The organism is Bacillus sp. LSHTCR4, from assembly GCF_057197025.1.
Genome location: NZ_JBXUNO010000002.1, coordinates 797,942 through 816,848 on the forward strand (window position 1 = coordinate 797,942; position 18,907 = coordinate 816,848).

Annotated in this window: 15 protein-coding genes and 1 riboswitch; of the genes, 8 read left to right on the forward strand and 7 right to left on the reverse strand. The window is 35.1% G+C overall.

The window, feature by feature from the left end; genetic code table 11:
* Positions 1-138: 138 nt before the first annotated feature.
* Complete coding sequence (gene malL / locus AC2CGR_RS17990) at positions 139-1,815, forward strand: oligo-1,6-glucosidase (protein ID WP_087966202.1); 1,677 nt, start codon at positions 139-141, stop codon at positions 1,813-1,815.
* Between the two features lie 40 nt (positions 1,816-1,855).
* Here malL and AC2CGR_RS17995 read toward each other — a convergent pair whose 3' ends face one another.
* Complete coding sequence (locus tag AC2CGR_RS17995) at positions 1,856-3,616, reverse strand: alpha-glycosidase (protein ID WP_087966204.1); 1,761 nt, start codon at positions 3,614-3,616, stop codon at positions 1,856-1,858.
* Positions 3,617-3,940: 324 nt separating this feature from the next.
* Here AC2CGR_RS17995 and AC2CGR_RS18000 point away from each other — a divergent pair, with 324 nt between their 5' ends.
* The 4 genes from AC2CGR_RS18000 (at position 3,941) to malR (ending at position 8,712) form a co-directional block, all read left to right on the forward strand.
* Positions 3,941-5,200 (forward strand): extracellular solute-binding protein, encoded by a 1,260-nt coding sequence (locus AC2CGR_RS18000; protein WP_000709918.1) that lies wholly within the window; start codon positions 3,941-3,943, stop codon positions 5,198-5,200.
* Positions 5,201-5,265: 65 nt separating this feature from the next.
* Entirely contained in the window at positions 5,266-6,567 is a 1,302-nt protein-coding gene (gene malC / locus AC2CGR_RS18005) for a maltosaccharide ABC transporter permease MalC (protein WP_001194989.1), read from the forward strand.
* Positions 6,568-7,410, forward strand: a complete 843-nt coding sequence (gene malD, locus AC2CGR_RS18010; protein WP_001022608.1) for a maltosaccharide ABC transporter permease MalD — start codon at positions 6,568-6,570, stop codon at positions 7,408-7,410.
* Between the two features lie 279 nt (positions 7,411-7,689).
* The gene (gene malR, locus AC2CGR_RS18015; protein WP_484481042.1) at positions 7,690-8,712 is read left to right on the forward strand and encodes a maltose operon transcriptional repressor MalR; all 1,023 of its coding nucleotides are present in this window, start codon (positions 7,690-7,692) and stop codon (positions 8,710-8,712) included.
* 19 nt (positions 8,713-8,731) lie between these two features.
* On the opposite strand, the gene AC2CGR_RS18020 is transcribed toward malR, so the two are convergent.
* Positions 8,732-9,889 (reverse strand): aminotransferase A, encoded by a 1,158-nt coding sequence (locus AC2CGR_RS18020; protein WP_087966208.1) that lies wholly within the window; start codon positions 9,887-9,889, stop codon positions 8,732-8,734.
* A gap of 123 nt (positions 9,890-10,012) precedes the next feature.
* Positions 10,013-10,213, reverse strand: a complete 201-nt coding sequence (locus tag AC2CGR_RS18025; RefSeq protein WP_000929285.1) for a hypothetical protein — start codon at positions 10,211-10,213, stop codon at positions 10,013-10,015.
* Positions 10,214-10,522: 309 nt separating this feature from the next.
* Between AC2CGR_RS18025 and kinB the strand changes: the two genes are divergently transcribed.
* Positions 10,523-11,797: a sporulation sensor histidine kinase KinB gene (gene kinB / locus AC2CGR_RS18030; RefSeq protein WP_000420393.1), complete on the forward strand. Its 1,275-nt coding sequence runs from the start codon at positions 10,523-10,525 to the stop codon at positions 11,795-11,797.
* A gap of 53 nt (positions 11,798-11,850) precedes the next feature.
* Here kinB and AC2CGR_RS18035 read toward each other — a convergent pair whose 3' ends face one another.
* A complete protein-coding gene (locus AC2CGR_RS18035; RefSeq protein WP_000388464.1) occupies positions 11,851-12,600 on the reverse strand; it encodes a DUF3967 domain-containing protein in 750 nt (249 codons plus the stop codon).
* Positions 12,601-12,836: 236 nt separating this feature from the next.
* Here AC2CGR_RS18035 and nucA point away from each other — a divergent pair, with 236 nt between their 5' ends.
* Positions 12,837-13,271 (forward strand): DNA-entry nuclease, encoded by a 435-nt coding sequence (nucA, locus tag AC2CGR_RS18040; protein WP_000811502.1) that lies wholly within the window; start codon positions 12,837-12,839, stop codon positions 13,269-13,271.
* Between the two features lie 36 nt (positions 13,272-13,307).
* The gene (comJ, locus tag AC2CGR_RS18045; RefSeq protein ID WP_087966210.1) at positions 13,308-13,697 is read left to right on the forward strand and encodes a competence protein ComJ; all 390 of its coding nucleotides are present in this window, start codon (positions 13,308-13,310) and stop codon (positions 13,695-13,697) included.
* A 37-nt stretch (positions 13,698-13,734) separates the two neighbouring features.
* Here the strand turns inward: comJ and metE are convergent, their stop codons facing one another.
* The 3 genes from metE to AC2CGR_RS18060 all read right to left on the reverse strand — a co-directional run bounded on the left by metE (position 13,735) and on the right by AC2CGR_RS18060 (position 18,881).
* Positions 13,735-16,023 (reverse strand): 5-methyltetrahydropteroyltriglutamate--homocysteine S-methyltransferase, encoded by a 2,289-nt coding sequence (gene metE, locus AC2CGR_RS18050; RefSeq protein WP_087966212.1) that lies wholly within the window; start codon positions 16,021-16,023, stop codon positions 13,735-13,737.
* 128 nt (positions 16,024-16,151) lie between these two features.
* Positions 16,152-16,339: riboswitch (cobalamin riboswitch) on the reverse strand.
* Between the two features lie 351 nt (positions 16,340-16,690).
* Positions 16,691-17,248 (reverse strand): PadR family transcriptional regulator, encoded by a 558-nt coding sequence (locus tag AC2CGR_RS18055; RefSeq protein ID WP_087966214.1) that lies wholly within the window; start codon positions 17,246-17,248, stop codon positions 16,691-16,693.
* Between the two features lie 91 nt (positions 17,249-17,339).
* On the reverse strand, positions 17,340-18,881 hold the full coding sequence (locus AC2CGR_RS18060; protein ID WP_087966216.1) for an MDR family MFS transporter: 1,542 nt from the start codon (positions 18,879-18,881) through the stop codon (positions 17,340-17,342).
* Positions 18,882-18,907: the final 26 nt, after the last annotated feature.

The window sequence follows — 18,907 nt, forward strand, 5'->3', positions numbered from 1 at the left end:
TGTGTTTTCTTAGAAAAATAAGAATAAAAGTTGTAAGCGCTATTTTAAATTAAGATAGAATCTGTTATCATTCATTAATGAAAACGTTTGCGCCTTAAAAAAGAGAAAATCGAATTATGAATGAAATGGGGTAGCATAATGGAAAAACAGTGGTGGAAAGAAAGCGTAGTATATCAAATTTATCCTCGTAGCTTTATGGATAGCAACGGTGATGGTATCGGGGATCTTCGCGGTATTATTTCAAAGTTAGATTACTTAAAAGAATTAGGGATTGATGTAATTTGGTTATCGCCAGTCTATGAATCTCCAAATGACGATAATGGTTATGATATAAGTGATTATTGTAAAATTATGAATGAGTTCGGAACAATGGAAGATTGGGATGAGCTATTACATGAAATGCATGAACGTAATATGAAACTTATGATGGACTTAGTTGTTAATCATACTTCTGATGAACATAATTGGTTTATTGAATCACGTAAATCAAAAGATAATAAATATAGGGATTACTATATATGGCGCCCTGGAAAAGAAGGAAAAGAGCCGAATAACTGGGGAGCAGCGTTTAGCGGATCTGCATGGCAGTATGATGAAATGACAGATGAATATTATTTACATCTGTTTTCTAAAAAACAGCCAGATTTAAATTGGGATAATGAAAAGGTAAGACAAGATGTTTATGAAATGATGAAGTTTTGGTTAGAAAAAGGAATTGATGGCTTCCGTATGGATGTTATTAATTTTATTTCTAAAGAAGAGGGATTACCAGCTGTTGAAACAGAAGAAGAGGGGTATGTTTCAGGTCATAAGCATTTTATGAACGGTCCAAACATTCATAAATATTTACATGAAATGAATGAAGAAGTATTGTCTCATTATGATATTATGACGGTTGGTGAAATGCCTGGTGTAACGACAGAAGAAGCAAAATTGTATACCGGGGAAGAACGAAAAGAACTGCAGATGGTATTCCAATTTGAACATATGGATTTAGATTCAGGGGAAGGCGGGAAATGGGATGTAAAACCATGTTCACTCCTTACTTTAAAAGAGAATTTAACGAAGTGGCAAAAAGCATTAGAACATACAGGCTGGAATAGTCTGTATTGGAATAACCATGATCAGCCTCGTGTTGTATCTCGTTTTGGTAATGATGGAATGTATCGCATTGAATCTGCGAAAATGTTAGCGACGGTGCTTCATATGATGAAAGGAACACCGTATATTTATCAAGGAGAAGAAATCGGAATGACAAACGTTCGATTTGAATCGATTGATGAATATCGAGATATTGAAACATTAAATATGTATAAGGAAAAAGTGATAGAGCGCGGTGAAAATATAGATAAAGTGATGCAGTCAATTTATATAAAAGGAAGAGATAATGCTAGAACACCGATGCAGTGGGATGATAAAGATCATGCTGGATTCACAATAGGTGAGCCTTGGATTACGGTAAACCCTAACTATAAAGAAATCAATGTGAAACAAGCGATCCAAAATAAAGATTCAATTTTTTATTACTATAAAAAATTAATTGAGTTACGCAAAAATAATGAGATCATTGTGTATGGATCATATGATTTAATATTGGAGAATAATCCATCTATTTTTGCATATGTAAGAACGTATGGAGAAGAAAAACTTCTTGTTATTGCAAACTTTACTGCGGAAGAATGTGTATTTGAATTGCCTGAGGACATTAGTTATAGTGAAGCAGAGTTATTCATACACAATTACGATGTAGAGAATGGACCGATAGATAACATGACATTACGTCCGTACGAAGCAATGGTATTCAAATTGAAATAAGAAAAATCCTTATACCACTTTGGTATAAGGATTTTTTTGGTTACCATTTTAATATGGAGAATCCATATGGAGGAAGTGTAACTTGTAATACGCTTGCTTCCGCTGAAAATTCTTCGTTTGTATAAATATTAATGATTTTCTTTCCAGTAACATGGAGAGGCAGTGAAGTTGTAATATCACTATTAGTTGGATTTAAAACGAAAAAGATAGTTTCATCTTCATATGTTTTTGTATAAGAAATATAATTATGTTCATCATTTGCCTCAATGAATTGGAAAGTACCATGTCCTCCAAATGCTTTATATTGCTTTCGTAACGAAATTAATGTTCGTACATGTGTAAATAATAGATGATCTTGTTCTTTCGTATCCCAAACCATACATTTGCGGCAATCTGGGTCCATACCGCCGTCCATACCAATTTCGTCTCCATAATAAATACAAGGGGAGCCGATGAAAGAAAGGTGGAATACATAAAGTAACTTTAACTTATTTTTATCTCCGTTACATGTTGTCAATATTCTTGGTGTATCATGGCTGTCTAATAAATGAAATGCTGCTTCATTTACATTCATAGAGTAGGAATGTAGAGATTCTATAATTTGTTTCATAAATTCATTTGCCTTAATGGAATCATTAGCAAAGTAAGACAATAGAGCGTTTGTAACAGGATAGCTCATTACAGCATCAAATTGATCCCCTTGTAGCCAGGGAAGTGCATCGTGCCAAATTTCTCCTAAAATATATACTTCAGAATTTAATGCTTTTATCTCACTTCGGAACTCTCTCCAAAATTTATGATCGACTTCATTTGCTACATCAAGGCGCCAACCGTCTATATTGAATTCTTTTACCCAATAACGCCCTACTTCAAGTAAGTATTCTTTTACATCCGGGTGTGCTGTGTTTAATTTCGGCATATACGGTGTAAACGCGAAAGTATCATAATTCGGGAGTGGCTCAGTTCTAATTGGGAACTCATGAATATGGAACCAATCTTTATATGCTGACTGTTCACCATTTTCTAGTACGTCTTGAAATTTATCGAAAAAGTATCCACTATGATTGAATACGGCATCGAGCATTACTTTTATACCGTGTGTATGACATGCCTCAACGAGTTCTTTGAATGTTTCTTTTGTGCCAAATTGCGGATCGATTTCCATGTAGTCAATTGTGTCATATTTATGGTTTGAATGTGCTTTGAAAATAGGTGTGAAATATATTCCCGAAATTCCAAGTTTAACAAGGTAATCGAGGTTTTGGATAATACCAGCAAAATCTCCGCCGAAAAAGTTAGTTGGAGTTGGTTCAGCACTGCCCCAAGGAAGGGTGTTTTCTGGATTCAGCGTACGATCTCCATTAGCGAACCGTTCTGGGAAAATTTGATACCAAACAGTATCTTTAATCCAGGAAGGTGCTTTGAATACATCATTTGCATGAATAAATGGAAAACAGAAAAAGTTACCAACGTCATCATTTGGAATGCTGGGAAAAAATCCACGTTCTGCATAAATAAGCGTTTCTGTCTCCGCTTTTAATTCAAATCCATAACGTAAGCGCTTAAATTTCGGCTCGATGGAAATGGACCAATAATCAAACAATGCAGTAGAACCAGTTTTTTTCATCGGTGTACTTGAAGAAATCCACTTCCCGTCTGTCCATTCATAAGGATCACCATAAATAAGAGTGGTGCTTTGAACATCGTTTCTTTTCGTACGTATTCGGATGTGAATCGTTTTTTCATCGTAAGCGTATGCATAATTATCTTTTGGCCTATGATAGATGGCTTCTTTAAGCATATAAAAAATCCCCCTTTACTATCTCTATGCATATTGTTCCCTTAAGTATAATAATAAAGCATATGTTGCAAACGATTGCCTTTTGCATAGCTTTAATATTGCTTATAAGAGTAGTATTCATTTCATATAAAGTCAATGTACAAAGAGTATAGTAATAATATTTTTAAAATTAATATTTGCAAAATGAATAAAAGAATGTATAATGATAGACAAATAGCGCAAACGTTTTCATAGATTGATATATGGTTTGCGCTTCTATTAAACTATTCAATGCAAACGTTTTCAATTAATAAGGTACATATACAATTCAGGGAGGTTTTTGGGATGAAGAAAGCATTATCATTATTAACGGTTTCAGCATTATCAATTGGTATGTTATCTGCATGTGGACCGAAAGATTCAGGGAAAAAAGAAGAAAGTAAAGCAAAGAAAGATTACGATCTACTCGTTTGGGAAGATGATAAAAAAGGTGTTGGTTTAGAACCAGCAGTGAAAAGCTTTGAGGAAAAATATAAAGTAAAAGTAAAAGTTGTTGAAATGCAAATGACAGATCAAGTGAAGAAGTTACGCCTTGATGGACCAGCGGGGACGGGACCAGATGTTGTAACATTGCCACATGATCAAATCGGAAATGCAGTAACAGAAGGTTTACTTTCTGAAGTGAAAGCTGATGATGCTGTAAAGAGTAAATTTACTGATTCATCAATAGAAGCACAGACATATAACGGAAAATTATATGGTTTACCAAAAGCAATTGAGACACCAGTCTTTATTTACAATAAAAAACTAATGCCAAAAGCGCCAGAAACGATGGACGAGCTGTTTAACTTCTCAAAAGAATTTACGAAAGATGGAAAGTACGGATTTTTAGCATTAGGAGATAACTTCTACTTTGCTAATGCATTCATGGCAGGTATGGGTGGTTATGTGTTTGGTGAAAAAGATGGAAAGCCAAATGCAAGTGATGTTGGATTAAATAATAGCGGAGCAGTACAAGGTGCTGAGTATCTTCAAAAATGGTACAAAGAAAAGTTATTCCCGAAAGGTATTATCGGTGAATCTGGTGGACCTGCTGCTGATGGACTATTTAATGAAGGAAAAGCAGCATCTATCATGAACGGCCCTTGGGCGTTCCAAGCAATGGAAAAGAACGGAATTGATTATGGTGTTGCTCCAATGCCGAAATTACCAAATGGTCAACCAATGAAAACGTTTGTTGGGGTTAAAGGATGGCATGTAACAAGTTTCTCTAAACAAAATGATTTAGCTACAAAGTTCACTGAATGGGTAACGAATGAAGAAAACGCAAAAATTCGATTTGAGAAGACAAAAGAAATTCCTCCAGTAAAAGCAGTAATGGAAGATCCAATTATTAAAGATAACGAAGCTGCAAAAGCAGTTGCAACACAATCTGAAAATGGAATTCCAATGCCAAACATTCCAGAAATGCAAGAAGTATGGAAACCAGCTGGAGATGCGCTTCAATTAGTTGTTACGGATAAAGAGGCACCAAAAGCAGCACTTGATAATGCAGTGAAGCAAATTAAAGGTAATATTGAGGCAAATCATAGTAAGAAAAAATAAGGTGAAATTCGTGCCTCTAATATGGGAGGCACGAATTCTCTCCCAAGAAAAAAGGGGGAAGGAACATGCAAACATCTATGGAACCAGCAAACGGCTTAAACGGTTCAAAACATAGGAAAATGGCAACCATGTTATCAATCATTCCAGGCGTGGGCCAAATGTATAATAAACAATTTGTAAAAGGTCTTATTTTTCTAGTATTAACAGGTTCATTTATTGTAGCCTTTGCTGATTTATTAAATATGGGATTATGGGGAATTGTAACGCTTGGTACAGAAGTTCCACGTGACCATTCTGTCTTTTTATTAGTAGAAGGAATCTTGGCACTCATAGTCATCGTGTTCGGACTCGGAATATATGCATTTAATTTATATGATGCATACCAAAACGGGAAGAAACGTGATATAGGAACACCGTTAAACTCTGTAAAAGAGCAATACCGTAATTTACTAGATCAAGGTTTTCCATATTTAATGGTTTCACCAGGGTTTTTATTACTTATCTTTGTAGTTGTATTTCCAATCATTTTCGTAATTTTAATTGGATTTACGAACTATGATTTATATCATTCTCCTCCAGCTAAATTAGTAGATTGGGTAGGATTTAAAAACTTTATTGATATCTTTACATTACCGATGTGGAGAGAAACGTTTTTAAGTGTATTTTCTTGGACTGTCATCTGGACATTCGTTGCAACGACATTACAAGTTGCGCTTGGTATTTTCTTAGCGATTATCGTAAATCAGCCTGGTATTAAAGGGAAGGCGATTATTCGAACAATCTTCATTTTACCGTGGGCGGTCCCAGCATTTGTATCTATTCTTGTTTTCTCTGGTATGTTTAATGAAACATTTGGAGCAATTAACAATCAAGTATTAGCTTTATTCGGGATTGAAAAGATTGCTTGGATGACAGATCCATTTTGGGCGAAGATTGCTTTAATTATGATTCAAACGTGGCTTGGATTCCCGTTCGTCTTTGCAATGACAACAGGTATACTGCAATCGATTCCAGGGGAATTATACGAAGCGGCTACAGTAGATGGAGCTACAGCTTGGCAACAGTTTCGTAAAATTACATTGCCACTTGTTCTATATGCAACAGCACCAATATTAATTACGCAATATACGTTTAACTTTAATAACTTTAGTATCATCTATCTATTTAACGGCGGGGGTCCTGCTGTAGCTGGACAAGACGCAGGTGGAACAGATATTTTAATTTCATGGATTTATAAGTTAACGATGACTTCGGCGCAGTACGGCAAGGCGGCAGCTCTTACAATGATCTTATCGTTAATCGTTATTACAGTGGCGTTATGGCAATTTAAGAGAACAAAATCATTCCAAGAAGAGGATATGATGTAAATGAATATTAAAAGACAAAAGATGTTACGTCTCTCATTAAGTTATCTCGTTATTTTCGTAATGTGTGCCATCATTTTCTATCCATTATTATGGATTATTGGCTCATCGTTTAATCCGGGTGATAGTTTATCTGGATCAAGTATTATTCCGCAAAATGCAACGTTAGATCATTATCGTAAGTTATTAGATTTAGAGAATAGTAATTATTTACTATGGTATAAAAACACATTAAAAGTAAGTGTTTTAACGATGATTTTCTCAGTGTTAGCAATTAGTTTTACTGCTTATGCATTTTCGAGATACCGTTTTGTTGGAAGAAAAAATGGTTTATTAACATTTTTAATTTTGCAAATGATTCCAAACTTTGCAGCGTTAATCGCTCTATACGTATTAGCTCAGTTAACAGGATTAATTGATACGCACCTTGCATTAATTTTAATTTATGTAGGCGGGGCAATTCCAATGAATACATGGCTTATGAAAGGGTATTTTGATACGATACCGAAAGAATTGGATGAGTCAGCTCGTATGGATGGAGCAGGACATTTCCGTATTTTTTGGCAAATCATTATGCCACTTGCAAAACCAATCGTAGCAGTTGTAGCGTTATTCACTTTCATTGGTCCATTTACAGATTTCATATTAGCGAGTATTATTTTGCGCACACCAGAAAATTATACGTTAGCAGTTGGGTTATATGAAATGGTAGCGAAGAAATTTGGTAACGAATTTACAACGTTTGCAGCGGGTTCGGTATTGATTGCAATCCCAATTTCAATTTTATTCCTATCACTACAAAAATACTTTATCTCTGGTTTAACTGCTGGAGGTACGAAAGGATGAAAAATGGGACATTATGTCCCATTTTTCTTTTCATCTCCCTATAAAACATTTTATAGGGAGATGAAAAGAGATTTGACATCATATATGAAAAGAAGTGAAATAAATAGTATATTATAGTATAGGAAAAAAGAGCTATATCCCTTACAATACATGGAGAGGGAGAATATGATAGGTTTTACAAGATAGAATCAATGAAAGTTTATAACTTCCCCTATTACTTGCAACAGGTGCAAGATGAAAATATATAAAATGGCAGAGAAGTGAAAGGAGGGGATTTTTATGACAGTTACAATTAAAGATGTGGCGAAGAAGGCGAATGTAGCACCATCTACCGTTTCTCGTGTAATTGCTGATAATCCAAGTATAAGTGAAAAAACAAAGCGTCGTGTTCGCAAAATAATGAGTGAACTAGGGTATCATCCTAATTTAAACGCAAGAAACCTAGCTAACCAAACAACAAAAACACTTGGCCTTGTTATGCCAAGTTCTGCAAGTAAAGCTTTTCAAAATCCGTTTTTCCCAGAAGTTATAAGAGGGATTAGTTCATTTGCACATGTGGAAGGGTATGCACTTTATATGTCGACAGGTGAAACGGAAGATGAAATTTTTAATGGTGTTGTAAAGATGGTGCAGGGGCGCCAAATTGGTGGCATTATTCTTTTATATTCAAGAGAGAATGATCGGATTATTCAATATTTACATAAACAAAATTTCCCGTTCGTATTAATTGGGAAACCGTATGATCGTAAAGAAGAAATTACATATGTAGATAATGACAATTATACAGCTGCAAGAGAAGTAGCAGAATATTTGATTTCATTAGGTCATAAACAAATCGCGTTCATCGGCGGTGGATCAGATTTACTTGTGACGAGAGATCGTTTGGCTGGTATGAGTGATGCTTTAAAATTAGCAGACATTGTATTGCCGAAAGAGTATATTTTACATTTTGATTTTTCAAGAGAAAGTGGTCAACAAGCCGTGGAGGAATTAATGGGGCTACAGCAACCACCGACATCAATTATGGCAACGGATGACTTGATTGGACTTGGTGTGCTAAGTGCACTTTCTAAAAAAGGATTCGTTGTACCGAAGGATGTTTCAATTGTAAGCTTTAATAATGCTTTATTATCAGAAATTGCGAGTCCTCCGCTTTCAACAGTTGACGTGAATATATATCAGCTAGGATATGAGGCAGCAAAAGCTTTAGTTGATAAAGTAGAGAATGCGGAGTCTACTGCAAAGTGTATCATTATTCCGCATAAATTACTGAAGCGTCAAACTTGCGATCATTATGCATAAAAAGCTAAGAGTTTAACTCTTAGCTTTTTTGTTGTAGAAAGGCTTCTAAACGGTCACAGCCTTCTTTTAAAGTTTCAATACTATATGCATAGGATAAGCGAAGGTAGCCTTCACCATATTCAGAGAATGCTGTTCCAGGAACGACGGCAAGTCCAGCTTCTTTGACAAGATCAAGTGCAAAATCAAATGATGAAGATGTTAAATGGCCAACATATGGGAATAAATAAAATGCACCTGTTGGCTTTTCAACTGTTAAGCCCATTTGAATGAGTCTATTATATACGTAATCACGGCGTTTTTTGTATTGATGACGCATCATTTTTGGTGCATCTTTAGCAGCTGTTAATGCTTCAATTGCAGCATATTGAGCGATTGAAGTAGCGCACGTTACGTTATATTGATGAACTTTTAATATATGCCCAGCTAAATAGCTTGGTGCGAATAATAGACCAATACGCCAGCCAGTCATAGAATGTGATTTTGATAAACCGTTAATGACGATAGACTTTTCGCGCATTTCTGGGAAATGAGCGATCGATGCATGTGTTTGTTCATATACAAGTTCGCTATAAATTTCATCAGAAAGGACGAAAATATTTTTATCTTTTAAAACATCTACAATATCCTGTAGTTCTTCTTTTGATAAAGTTACACCAGTTGGATTAGAAGGATACGGCAGTACGACGCATCTTGTTTTTTCTGTAATTGCCTTTTCCAGTGCTTCGGCTGTTAAACGGAAGCCAGTTTCACGAACATCGATAAAAATAGGTGTTGCGCCGCATAATCGAATAATTGGCTCGTACCCTGGATAAATAGGGGCAGGTAAAATGACTTCTGTTCCTGGCTCTAAAATCGTTCGAAATGCAACATCAATTGCTTCACTAGCACCGATTGTAACGATGGTTTCGTTTTCAGGTGAATAATGTAAATCGTAGTTATCTTTTACAAAGTTACAAGCTGCCTTGCGTAATTCTAGTAAACCAGCGTTATGTGTATAGCTTGTATAATTTTCTGTAATAGCCCGTTTTGCCGCTTCTTTTACGAGAGAAGGTGTAGGAAAATCAGGTTGTCCAATTGTTAAAGAGATAAGATTATCATAGTTTTGAATCATATTAGAGAATTGACGGATTCCAGAAATTTGGATGTCCTTCACTCTAGGGTTAATGAATTGTTCCATTGTATCTCCCTTTCTTCCGTTTGAAAATTAAGTTCATTTTAACATATTTTCTATGATTTCGCTTGCGTATATGGTATGTAGAAAGAGAGAGATAATAGAAAAAAAGCCGCTGTAAGCGACTTTTTAATATCCGTACTCCCAATCTATTTCATCTTCATTCCAAAGTACAGAGGATACTTTGCCAAGGTGAACAACTGATTCATTCACAGCGCATGTGCAATTTTCTTCTCCTGTTTTATGTTGTAACTCTTCATATACTGATTTTTCAACATTTTCTAGAACGACCAAATTTTCTTCTTTTAAAACAAGTGTAGTACCCGCCATATTTATCTTCCTCCTACTAAAATAATGATCACTTATTTGTAAACATAGATAGTATGGATTATATGCTGTATTTTGCTATAGTTGTCCGTCTTATGAAGTATTTTTTATTTTCTTTCTAATCCGTATTCATTGTATACTGCCGGGCAGAAATTTGGTACAGGGTTTACATTCATTTCGAAAATCTGTAACAATTATTATGCGTTGTTAACAAAGAATTAACAAATGTGTTAAGAAAAATCAAAATTTTAAAACAAATAAACCCGTAAAATGATATAATCATATCAAAATACATATAGGGGATGAGAGGCTATGGAGCTTATCCGTGATTTAATGATCCAAATTGCCATCATTATTTTGCCACTATTTTTATACGAAGCGATTCGTTTAAATCGTTATCAAGAAATGCCTCCGAAGCCGAACCGCTACTTTATTATGTTTTTATCTAGCATTACACTCGTTCTCTCTATGACATACTCTATTTGTTTTGGGGACGTTTGTGGGTATAACTTTCACCCAATCCCGATTGTTAGTGGTTTTCTATATGGTGGGATTGTTGGTTTAGTCCCGGCCGTTATTTTTGTTGCCTATGAATGGGCGCTAAAGGGCATAAATCTTCTTCCAGTCATAGAAGTAATATTTCTATTGATAGTTCCATTATTTTTATCAAAGAAATGGTCTCTATTTTCAAGGGATAAGAAGCTAATTTTAGCATTTATGATTTCATCATTGTACGTACTTGTTTCTTTAGTGATTGGCATGATTAACGTTCTGTTAGAAACGGGGTTTACACCATATGTTTCGCACTTATATAGCGGATATATATTTGCTTCGCTTATTATGGTTATGACAATGGTATTTCAGGTGTACTTAACAGAATATTTAAATGAAAATGCAATACTACGTACAGAGATGCAAAAGTCAGAGAAACTTAATATTGTAAGTGAGTTAGCAGCAAGTGTTGCACATGAAGTTCGAAATCCGCTCACTGTTGTTCGTGGTTTTATTCAATTGCTAGAAAGTACGGAAGATGTGAAGAATAAGGATTATATGCGTCTCGTATTAGCTGAATTGGACCGGGCAGAACAAATTATTTCAGATTATTTAAATTTAGCAAGACCACAAATTGAGAAAAAAGAACATATTTGCTTATCCGCTCAATTAATAGAAATGACAACTCTTATGTCATCATTTGCAGCGATGCAAGGTGTATATTTGCAAGTTGAGATTTCTGAAAGTCTTTATACGATCGGTGATAAAACGAAATTGAAGCAAGCTATTATGAATGTTGTTAAAAATGGTATTGAAGCAATTCAAGGAAATAAAGGATATTTAAAAGTAACTGCTATGCAAAAAGATGAAACGATTGTAATAAGAGTTAAAGATAGTGGTGTTGGGATGACGAAAGAACAGTTAGCAAGGCTCGGACAACCGTATTATTCTTTAAAAGAAAAAGGGACAGGATTAGGGCTAATGGTAACATTTAGTATTTTACAAGCGCATAATGGTACGCTGGAATATAAAAGCGAAAGTGGGAAAGGAACTGAAGCGATTATTATATTGCCAGCTGTAAGAAATAAGGAATAAAAGTTACCGATAGAAGGTAACTTTTTATTTTATATTAGAAAAAATATATTATGTTATTCAGTTGTTTTTTCTTGTTTTGTTCGGCTAAATAAACTTCTAAATGATTGGAAAAAGCTTTGTTCTTTTGAAGCGGCGACTAATCTTTTTGTTTCTTGAATTTCGCGAATTACTTGCATAAGTTGTGCATCACGGTTGCTATCTTTATTATAAATTTGATTTACGAGTTTATTCATTTTTTCTTCTTGCTTAGATTCTCGTTTATACATATGATTCATTAATAAGTCCATCTTTTCTTTTTGCAGGGCATCTGTTTGAGCGGCATGATCTACTAACTCTTGTAGCATTTTTTCTTGGGAGCCTTCTTTTACATAAACTTGTTGCATCAACTCATCTAGCTTTTCATCTTTTAAACGATTTTGGGTAATAAGGGTAGAATTTTGATGAATAATGGCTTCATTTAATTGAGCGAGCATTTCAAGTTTTAACATGAATTCCTCGAAGTTACGCCCATCTTCTTTTTCTTTCGGTTGTATTTCTTGCTTATCTTGTATAACTGGTACAGGTGGGGCTTCTTTTTCTTTTAAAATGATTGGTATTGTTTCTGAAATATCTTCCTGCAATGTAGCAGCTCTTTCATGTATAGATTTCAATAGTTTTAAATCATCAAGTTTATAAATACGAGCATCAGCTGTTTTGGAAATCATATAACCATGTTCCTCTAACAGTTGACTATATTTGCGGACTATATGTTTTGGGATGCCTGTTTTATTCGTGACATCTTTCGTTTTATAGGTAGCTTCCATGATATTTCCTCCCCAAAAAGTATCGTATATATCATTTCAATCTTTTATGAGGACTTCCTTTGAAAAAGAATGTCGGAAGGTTATTAGTTTTCTACAGCATTAGTGAAAAGGTGAAGAAAAATGAGAGTTTTTGGCGGAATAGCGAAGAAGAACTAAAATAATGTCTGAAAACATATACAGGAGAAGTTTGTTATAATAACTGAGGAAAAGAAACTGGTAGAAGCATGGAGGTATACATGAAGCAATTAAAAGGTATTATCATTTCAATTATTGCAATTCTTTCTATTGTAGTAGCGGTTTATGAAGTACTTGTTCCAGAGGAAACAAGTATTAAAAAAACAAATGCATATGATCAAGTTCTAGAATTTCCGAAAGAGCGATATCCAGAGACAGGGAAACATATTACGGATGCTATAAAAGAAGGACATTCGGAAGTGTGTACAATCGACCGTGGTGGTGCTGCGGATAGAAGAAAATTATCGTTAGCTCCATACCCATCAAAAAAAGGGTATGATCGTGATGAATGGCCAATGGCGATGTGTAAAGAAGGCGGAAAAGGAGCACACATTGAATATATAAGTCCAGCAGATAACCGTGGAGCAGGGTCTTGGGTAGGAAATAAGCTAGATAAATACCCGGATGGTACGCGTGTGAAATTTGACGTAAAGTAGTAGTTGTATATTTCATAATGAAGGAGAAGGGGAACGATGGAGTTAACAATTTCGTATTCGCAATTAATGTTGATGAACTATGATGGTGACCAGCCTTACGTTGACTGGACGGATGAAGATTTTGAAAGAGGTTATGCGAAGGCGGATGGAACTGTTATTTTTGAAGCACTTTCTGATTATACTTGTGAAATAAAAGTAACTTGCGGGAAACATATTGAGAAAGAAGAAGTGGTTAGAACGGTTACAGTTCCTTTTACAGTTGAAAATGAATGTATCGTTGTAACAAGTATTCTTTCAAATAAATTTCAAATCCCTATTCCAAATGGTGAGTATACAGTTGTCTTACAAGCAACGCCTCTTGAAGAACCAACGGATGATGAATTATATAAAATACAATACGAATTCTTTTTTGAAAGTAAAGAATAAAAAATGGGCTATCCTTTTTGAGGATAACCCATTTTTGTTATGCGTTTGTTTTTAGTAGGGAACGAGCGTCTTTTGCCGCTTGCACCATGTGCTCTAAAGCTGGAATAACTTCTTCTGTTCTTCTCGTTTTTAAACCACAATCAGGATTAATCCAGAAATATTTAGGATCGCATACTTCTAAAGATTGTTCTACGATTTTATACATTTCATCTTTACTCGGTACACGTGGGCTATGAATATCATATACACCTAGACCGATGCCTTTTTCATATGTTGTATGTTTTAATGTATCAATAAATTCACCGTGACTTCTTGATGTTTCGATAGAAATCACATCTGCATCTAATGCGCGAATCGCATCAACAATATCTTCGAAGTTACTGTAACACATATGAGTATGAATTTGTGTTTCATTTGCTACAGAAGAAGTTGCTAAAAGGAAGGATTGTACTGCCCATTCAATATAAGCGTCCCAATCTTTTTCTTTTAGTGGCATTCCTTCACGAAGTGCTGGTTCATCGACTTGAATTACTCGAATTCCAGAAGATTCAAGTAGTTCAATTTCATGACGAAGAGCTAATGCAATTTGATATGAAACTTCTTTTCTTGGAATGTCATTTCGAACGAAGGACCAATTTAAAATCGTAACAGGTCCAGTTAACATTCCTTTTACAACTTTCTCTGTTAAGCTTTGTGCATAAACAGTTTCTTTAATAGTCATTCCGTTAATAAAGGCTACATCACCATAAATAACAGGTGGTTTTACGCAGCGGGAACCGTATGATTGTACCCAACCGTTTTTAGTGAATGAGAAACCAGCAAGGCGCTCACCAAAATATTCAACCATGTCAGTTCTTTCAAATTCACCATGCACAAGAACATCGAGACCGATTTCTTCTTGGTAACGAATCCATTTTTCTGTCTCTTTTTCAATAAATTGTTCATATTGTTCATTTGAAATAACACCGTTACGCCATTCTTTTCGCGTTTGGCGAACTTCAGTTGTTTGCGGGAAGCTACCGATAGTCGTTGTTGGTAACAACGGTAACTTCAGGGCAACTTGTTGTAATTCATATCGTTTTTCAAATGGAAGAGGACGTGAAAAATCTTCTTCTTTTAGTGCTGTTCGTGCTGCTTTGACATCTTCTCGGTTACGTGCAGCAGATGAACGAATTGTATGATGTACGTTTCGATATGTTTCCAGCTCATTACGAATGCTTTCTGTACCTTGAGTTAGAGCGGAATGAATAAGAACTAACTCTTCCAATTTTTGATTTGCAAATGCCAACGCATCAAATAGCTCAGTCGATAAGTGAGTTTCTTCTGTTTTATCGATTGGCGTATGCAATAAGCTACAAGAAGGCTGAACGATGAAATCTTTCGTTTGGACTTGTTTTTGTAACGTTGTAAATAACGTAAGAACTTCATCAAGATCGGCTCTCCAAATGTTACGGCCATCTATACAACCAACAGCTAAAGTTTTATCAGCTGGGAATCCATGTTTTGAAATAGCATGTAGATTACCTTCTTTACCATGAATGAAATCTAATCCAATACCTGATACTGGGAATGTAATAATATCTTCATAGTTTTCTTCTACACTATCAAAATATGTTTGTAAAAGAAGAGTCGCATGTGGAACTTCTTTACGAATAGCTTCATAAATTTCTTTTGCTTGTTGAACTTCTTCTTTCGTTAAAGAAGCGAAAATCGGTTCATCAACTTGAATGACTTGTGCACCCGCAGCATGTAGTTCTGAAAGCAGTTGTACGTAAGGTGCAACTAACTGTTTTAAAATCGTAGCAAATTGTTCTTGTGTATAGCCTTTAGCTAATTTCAAGAAAGTATATGGTCCTAAAATAACAGGTTTTCCATCTACTCCTAATTCTTGTTTTGCCTCTTCGTATAAGCGAAGTGGACGATTATCTTTTAAAGAGATTTGTAATCCCTCTTCATATTCAGGAACGATATAATGATAGTTTGTGTTAAACCATTTTGTCATTTCGGAAGCTACGTGATCTTTAGAGCCACGCGCCATTGCGAAATATACATCAAGGTAAGATGTAAACTGAGAAAAACGTGATGGGATAAATCCTAGCATATAAGCAGTATCCAAAACGTGATCATAATATGTAAAGTCGCCAATTGGAATAAGTTCAATCCCTTTTTCTTGCTGTGCTTTAACGTGTTGAAGGCGAATCTCTTTCATTGTTGTTAAAAATTGTTCTTCATTGATTTTATTGGACCAAAAAGCTTCCAATGTTTTTTTCCACTCTCGTTGTAGTCCGATACGTGGATAACCTAAGTTACTTGTTTGAATTGCCATTTCAAATTCCTCCCTAATTGAAAGTAAGCATTTCCGTTTACTAGGAAATACCTATAACAAAAAGTATAAAGGCATAGAAAATAAGCCTTCCTTTTTGTTTTAACACCTCATCATCATCCGTGAATCTATCAGTGTTGTTAAAACAGGCAGGTCTCCTGACTTGTGCTTCATATAATTTCTTTCACCTTCCCGTTTTCACAGTGGCATCAAAAAGAAATCTCAGCATTTACAGTGGCGGGACCGTGTTGGAGTTTCACCAAGCTTCCCTTTTAAACACGAAACATAATGTCCGTGTACCCATTTTCCTTTTGAAAGGAATTTAACAAGCGATATGATATTGAAACAAATTCTAACACAATTTTTGGAATTTTGTCTACTGTTTTAAAATAAGAAAATTCTAAAGTTTTTTATTTTGATTTTTTTGATTTTTCTAACTTTTATAAAACGAAGAAAAATGAGGGGAATTGAAATAAAGTGCGAATAAATTTACAAAGAAAAGAGTACCTGTCATAGATAAGACGCCAGTTATGTTATTAAATAATCGGTTCATCTTATATAGAAAATTAAACAAGTATAACCCCATCCTAAATTAGAATGGGGTTATACTTGTTTTAGACTTTGAAATAAAATAACTATATTGTCATTTTACAGTTTCTTTTTTGTAAGTTTAATCCTCATCTATATCAATTTCTGAAAGTCGCCCTGCAACTGCATCTGTAAGAAGGGTGTTTAACCATTGCAATTCAACTGTAATATGTTCAATAACGCTTTGTAAAATATATAGTTGTGCACGTGGAATTTGTCCTTTGCTACAATCATAAATAGTTTGCATTTTATGTAAATATTGAACGGTATCATTTTTCTTTTTTTCTAAAATGGGAATTAACTCTTGATTATCACCAAAATGCGCGAAAGAGAGTGCCGAATAAATTGGTTTATATATTTGATTTTTTGCCTCGAATTGTTTTAATAGTAACGTGTGAAATAACCGTTTACCTTCATCTGTTATATGAAAAATTGTTTTATCTGGTCTATTTGTATCTCGAACAATAGTTGTAACACGAATTGCCCCTTGTTTCTCTAATTGCTCGAAGGCATAGTAAAGTGATCCTTTTGCATATTTAATGTAACAGTCCATTTGTCGTTCTTTCATGATGTGTTGCACTTCATATGGATGTTTATCTCCTTCGAGTAGCAAGCCGAGAATGACTAATTTCATGCTCATGCTGTCTCAACTCCTATATATAAAAACTTTATACATATTATAAACGGCATATCCGTTTTCATAAAGGGATATGCCGTTTCTTTTCTATATATTAGCTTACCTGCTTTTGTTTTTGTTTCGTTTTTGGTCCTGTAAAAAGACGCTCATTTCCCATAAGTAAAATGCAAATAATACTTAGTACAGCTGGGATCAGTGCCCAGAAGAATGTACTGGCAATAGAGGTAGCTAGAGCTTCTTTAATACCAGTTAATATTTCAGCTGGTATTTTATCGGTAGCACCTGGTGATAATAAGAAACTTGTGTCTCCACCCTTTGGAGCTAATTTTGCTAGTTCAGGAGGGAAGAGAGTGTTTAGTTTATCTGTAAAAATGTGATTTTGAATGGTACCGAAAATCGTTACACCAAGAGTCATACCGAGTGAACGGAAAAATGAGTTTGTTGATGTAGCTGAACCACGGTCTCTCATTTCTAATTTGTGAATCGAAGACATACTTAAAACTGAGAACGAGAAACCAACACCAAGTCCAGCGAGAACCATAAATAGTGTTACGAGTAGGCGTGGTGTGTCCATTGTTAAAGTGCTTAGTAAATAAATACCAAGAACGAAGAAAACTCCAGATGCCATCATAATGTTACGATAACTTGTTCGAGAAGCTAACTGTCCACCTGTTTGACTTCCAATTACAGAGCCAACCATCATAGGTGTTAAAATTAATCCAGCATTTGAGGCTGAACCGCCGAGAACACCTTGAACGAAGATTGGGATATAAACTGTACAGATGATAAAAGCGGCACCATAGAAAAAGGCAACGCCTTGGCTAGCTGCGAATAAAGGTTTTTTAAATAGATGGAAAGAAATGATAGGCTCGGTTGCTTTTCGTTCTACGAAGAAGAAAATAATAAGCATAATAACAACTGTTGTAAATAAGCCGATAATTACAGTGGAATTCCATGCGTATTCTTTACCACCAAGTTCTAAGGCGAACATTAAGCAAACGATACTAATAACAAGTGTAATAGCGCCAGCCCAATCAATTTTTTGTTTTCTAAATTCTAGAGATTCACTGTAGTATTTCGTAATGAAGAAGAAGGAGATAAGTCCTAATGGAATATTAATATAGAAGACCCAGTGCCAACTTATATAGTCTGTAATATACGCACCTAATAAAGGACCAAATACACTAGATGTCCCGAAAACAGCACCGAATAGCCCTGTCATTTTTCCGCGCTTTTCTGGTGGGAATATATCGTACATAATTGTGAAGGCGATAGGCATAAGAGCTCCGCCACCAATTCCTTGAATTGCTCTATAAATACTTAGCTGCTCAATACTAGATGCTGTTCCGCAAAGTGCAGAACCGAACAAGAAAAGAATAAGGCCACCAATATAAAAGCGTTTCCGTCCGTACATATCAGAAAGTTTTCCGAAGATAGGCATCCCTGCCATTGTTGCTACCATATATGCAGACGTGACCCAAACGAACTTGTCAAATCCTCCTAGGTCTCCAACGATTGTTGCCATTGCCGTTGCAACGATTGTATTATCCATTGCCGCCATTAAAATACCGAGTAGTAAACCAGCAACAACAAATTTTGTCTTGTTGGAGTCTTTTTTTAATAATTGAGATTCCAAAGATAACCCTCCTTTAATAATAAGTA

Bases quoted from the DNA above. Each gene is read 5' to 3' on its own strand.
- malL (WP_087966202.1), top strand. From the start codon at position 139: ATGGAAAAACAGTGGTGGAAAGAAAGCGTAGTATATCAAATTTATCCT.
- AC2CGR_RS17995 (WP_087966204.1), bottom strand. From the start codon at position 3,616: ATGCTTAAAGAAGCCATCTATCATAGGCCAAAAGATAATTATGCATAC.
- AC2CGR_RS18000 (WP_000709918.1), top strand. From the start codon at position 3,941: ATGAAGAAAGCATTATCATTATTAACGGTTTCAGCATTATCAATTGGT.
- malC (WP_001194989.1), top strand. From the start codon at position 5,266: ATGCAAACATCTATGGAACCAGCAAACGGCTTAAACGGTTCAAAACAT.
- malD (WP_001022608.1), top strand. From the start codon at position 6,568: ATGAATATTAAAAGACAAAAGATGTTACGTCTCTCATTAAGTTATCTC.
- malR (WP_484481042.1), top strand. From the start codon at position 7,690: ATGACAGTTACAATTAAAGATGTGGCGAAGAAGGCGAATGTAGCACCA.
- AC2CGR_RS18020 (WP_087966208.1), bottom strand. From the start codon at position 9,889: ATGGAACAATTCATTAACCCTAGAGTGAAGGACATCCAAATTTCTGGA.
- AC2CGR_RS18025 (WP_000929285.1), bottom strand. From the start codon at position 10,213: ATGGCGGGTACTACACTTGTTTTAAAAGAAGAAAATTTGGTCGTTCTA.
- kinB (WP_000420393.1), top strand. From the start codon at position 10,523: ATGGAGCTTATCCGTGATTTAATGATCCAAATTGCCATCATTATTTTG.
- AC2CGR_RS18035 (WP_000388464.1), bottom strand. From the start codon at position 12,600: ATGGAAGCTACCTATAAAACGAAAGATGTCACGAATAAAACAGGCATC.
- nucA (WP_000811502.1), top strand. From the start codon at position 12,837: ATGAAGCAATTAAAAGGTATTATCATTTCAATTATTGCAATTCTTTCT.
- comJ (WP_087966210.1), top strand. From the start codon at position 13,308: ATGGAGTTAACAATTTCGTATTCGCAATTAATGTTGATGAACTATGAT.
- metE (WP_087966212.1), bottom strand. From the start codon at position 16,023: ATGGCAATTCAAACAAGTAACTTAGGTTATCCACGTATCGGACTACAA.
- AC2CGR_RS18055 (WP_087966214.1), bottom strand. From the start codon at position 17,248: ATGAGCATGAAATTAGTCATTCTCGGCTTGCTACTCGAAGGAGATAAA.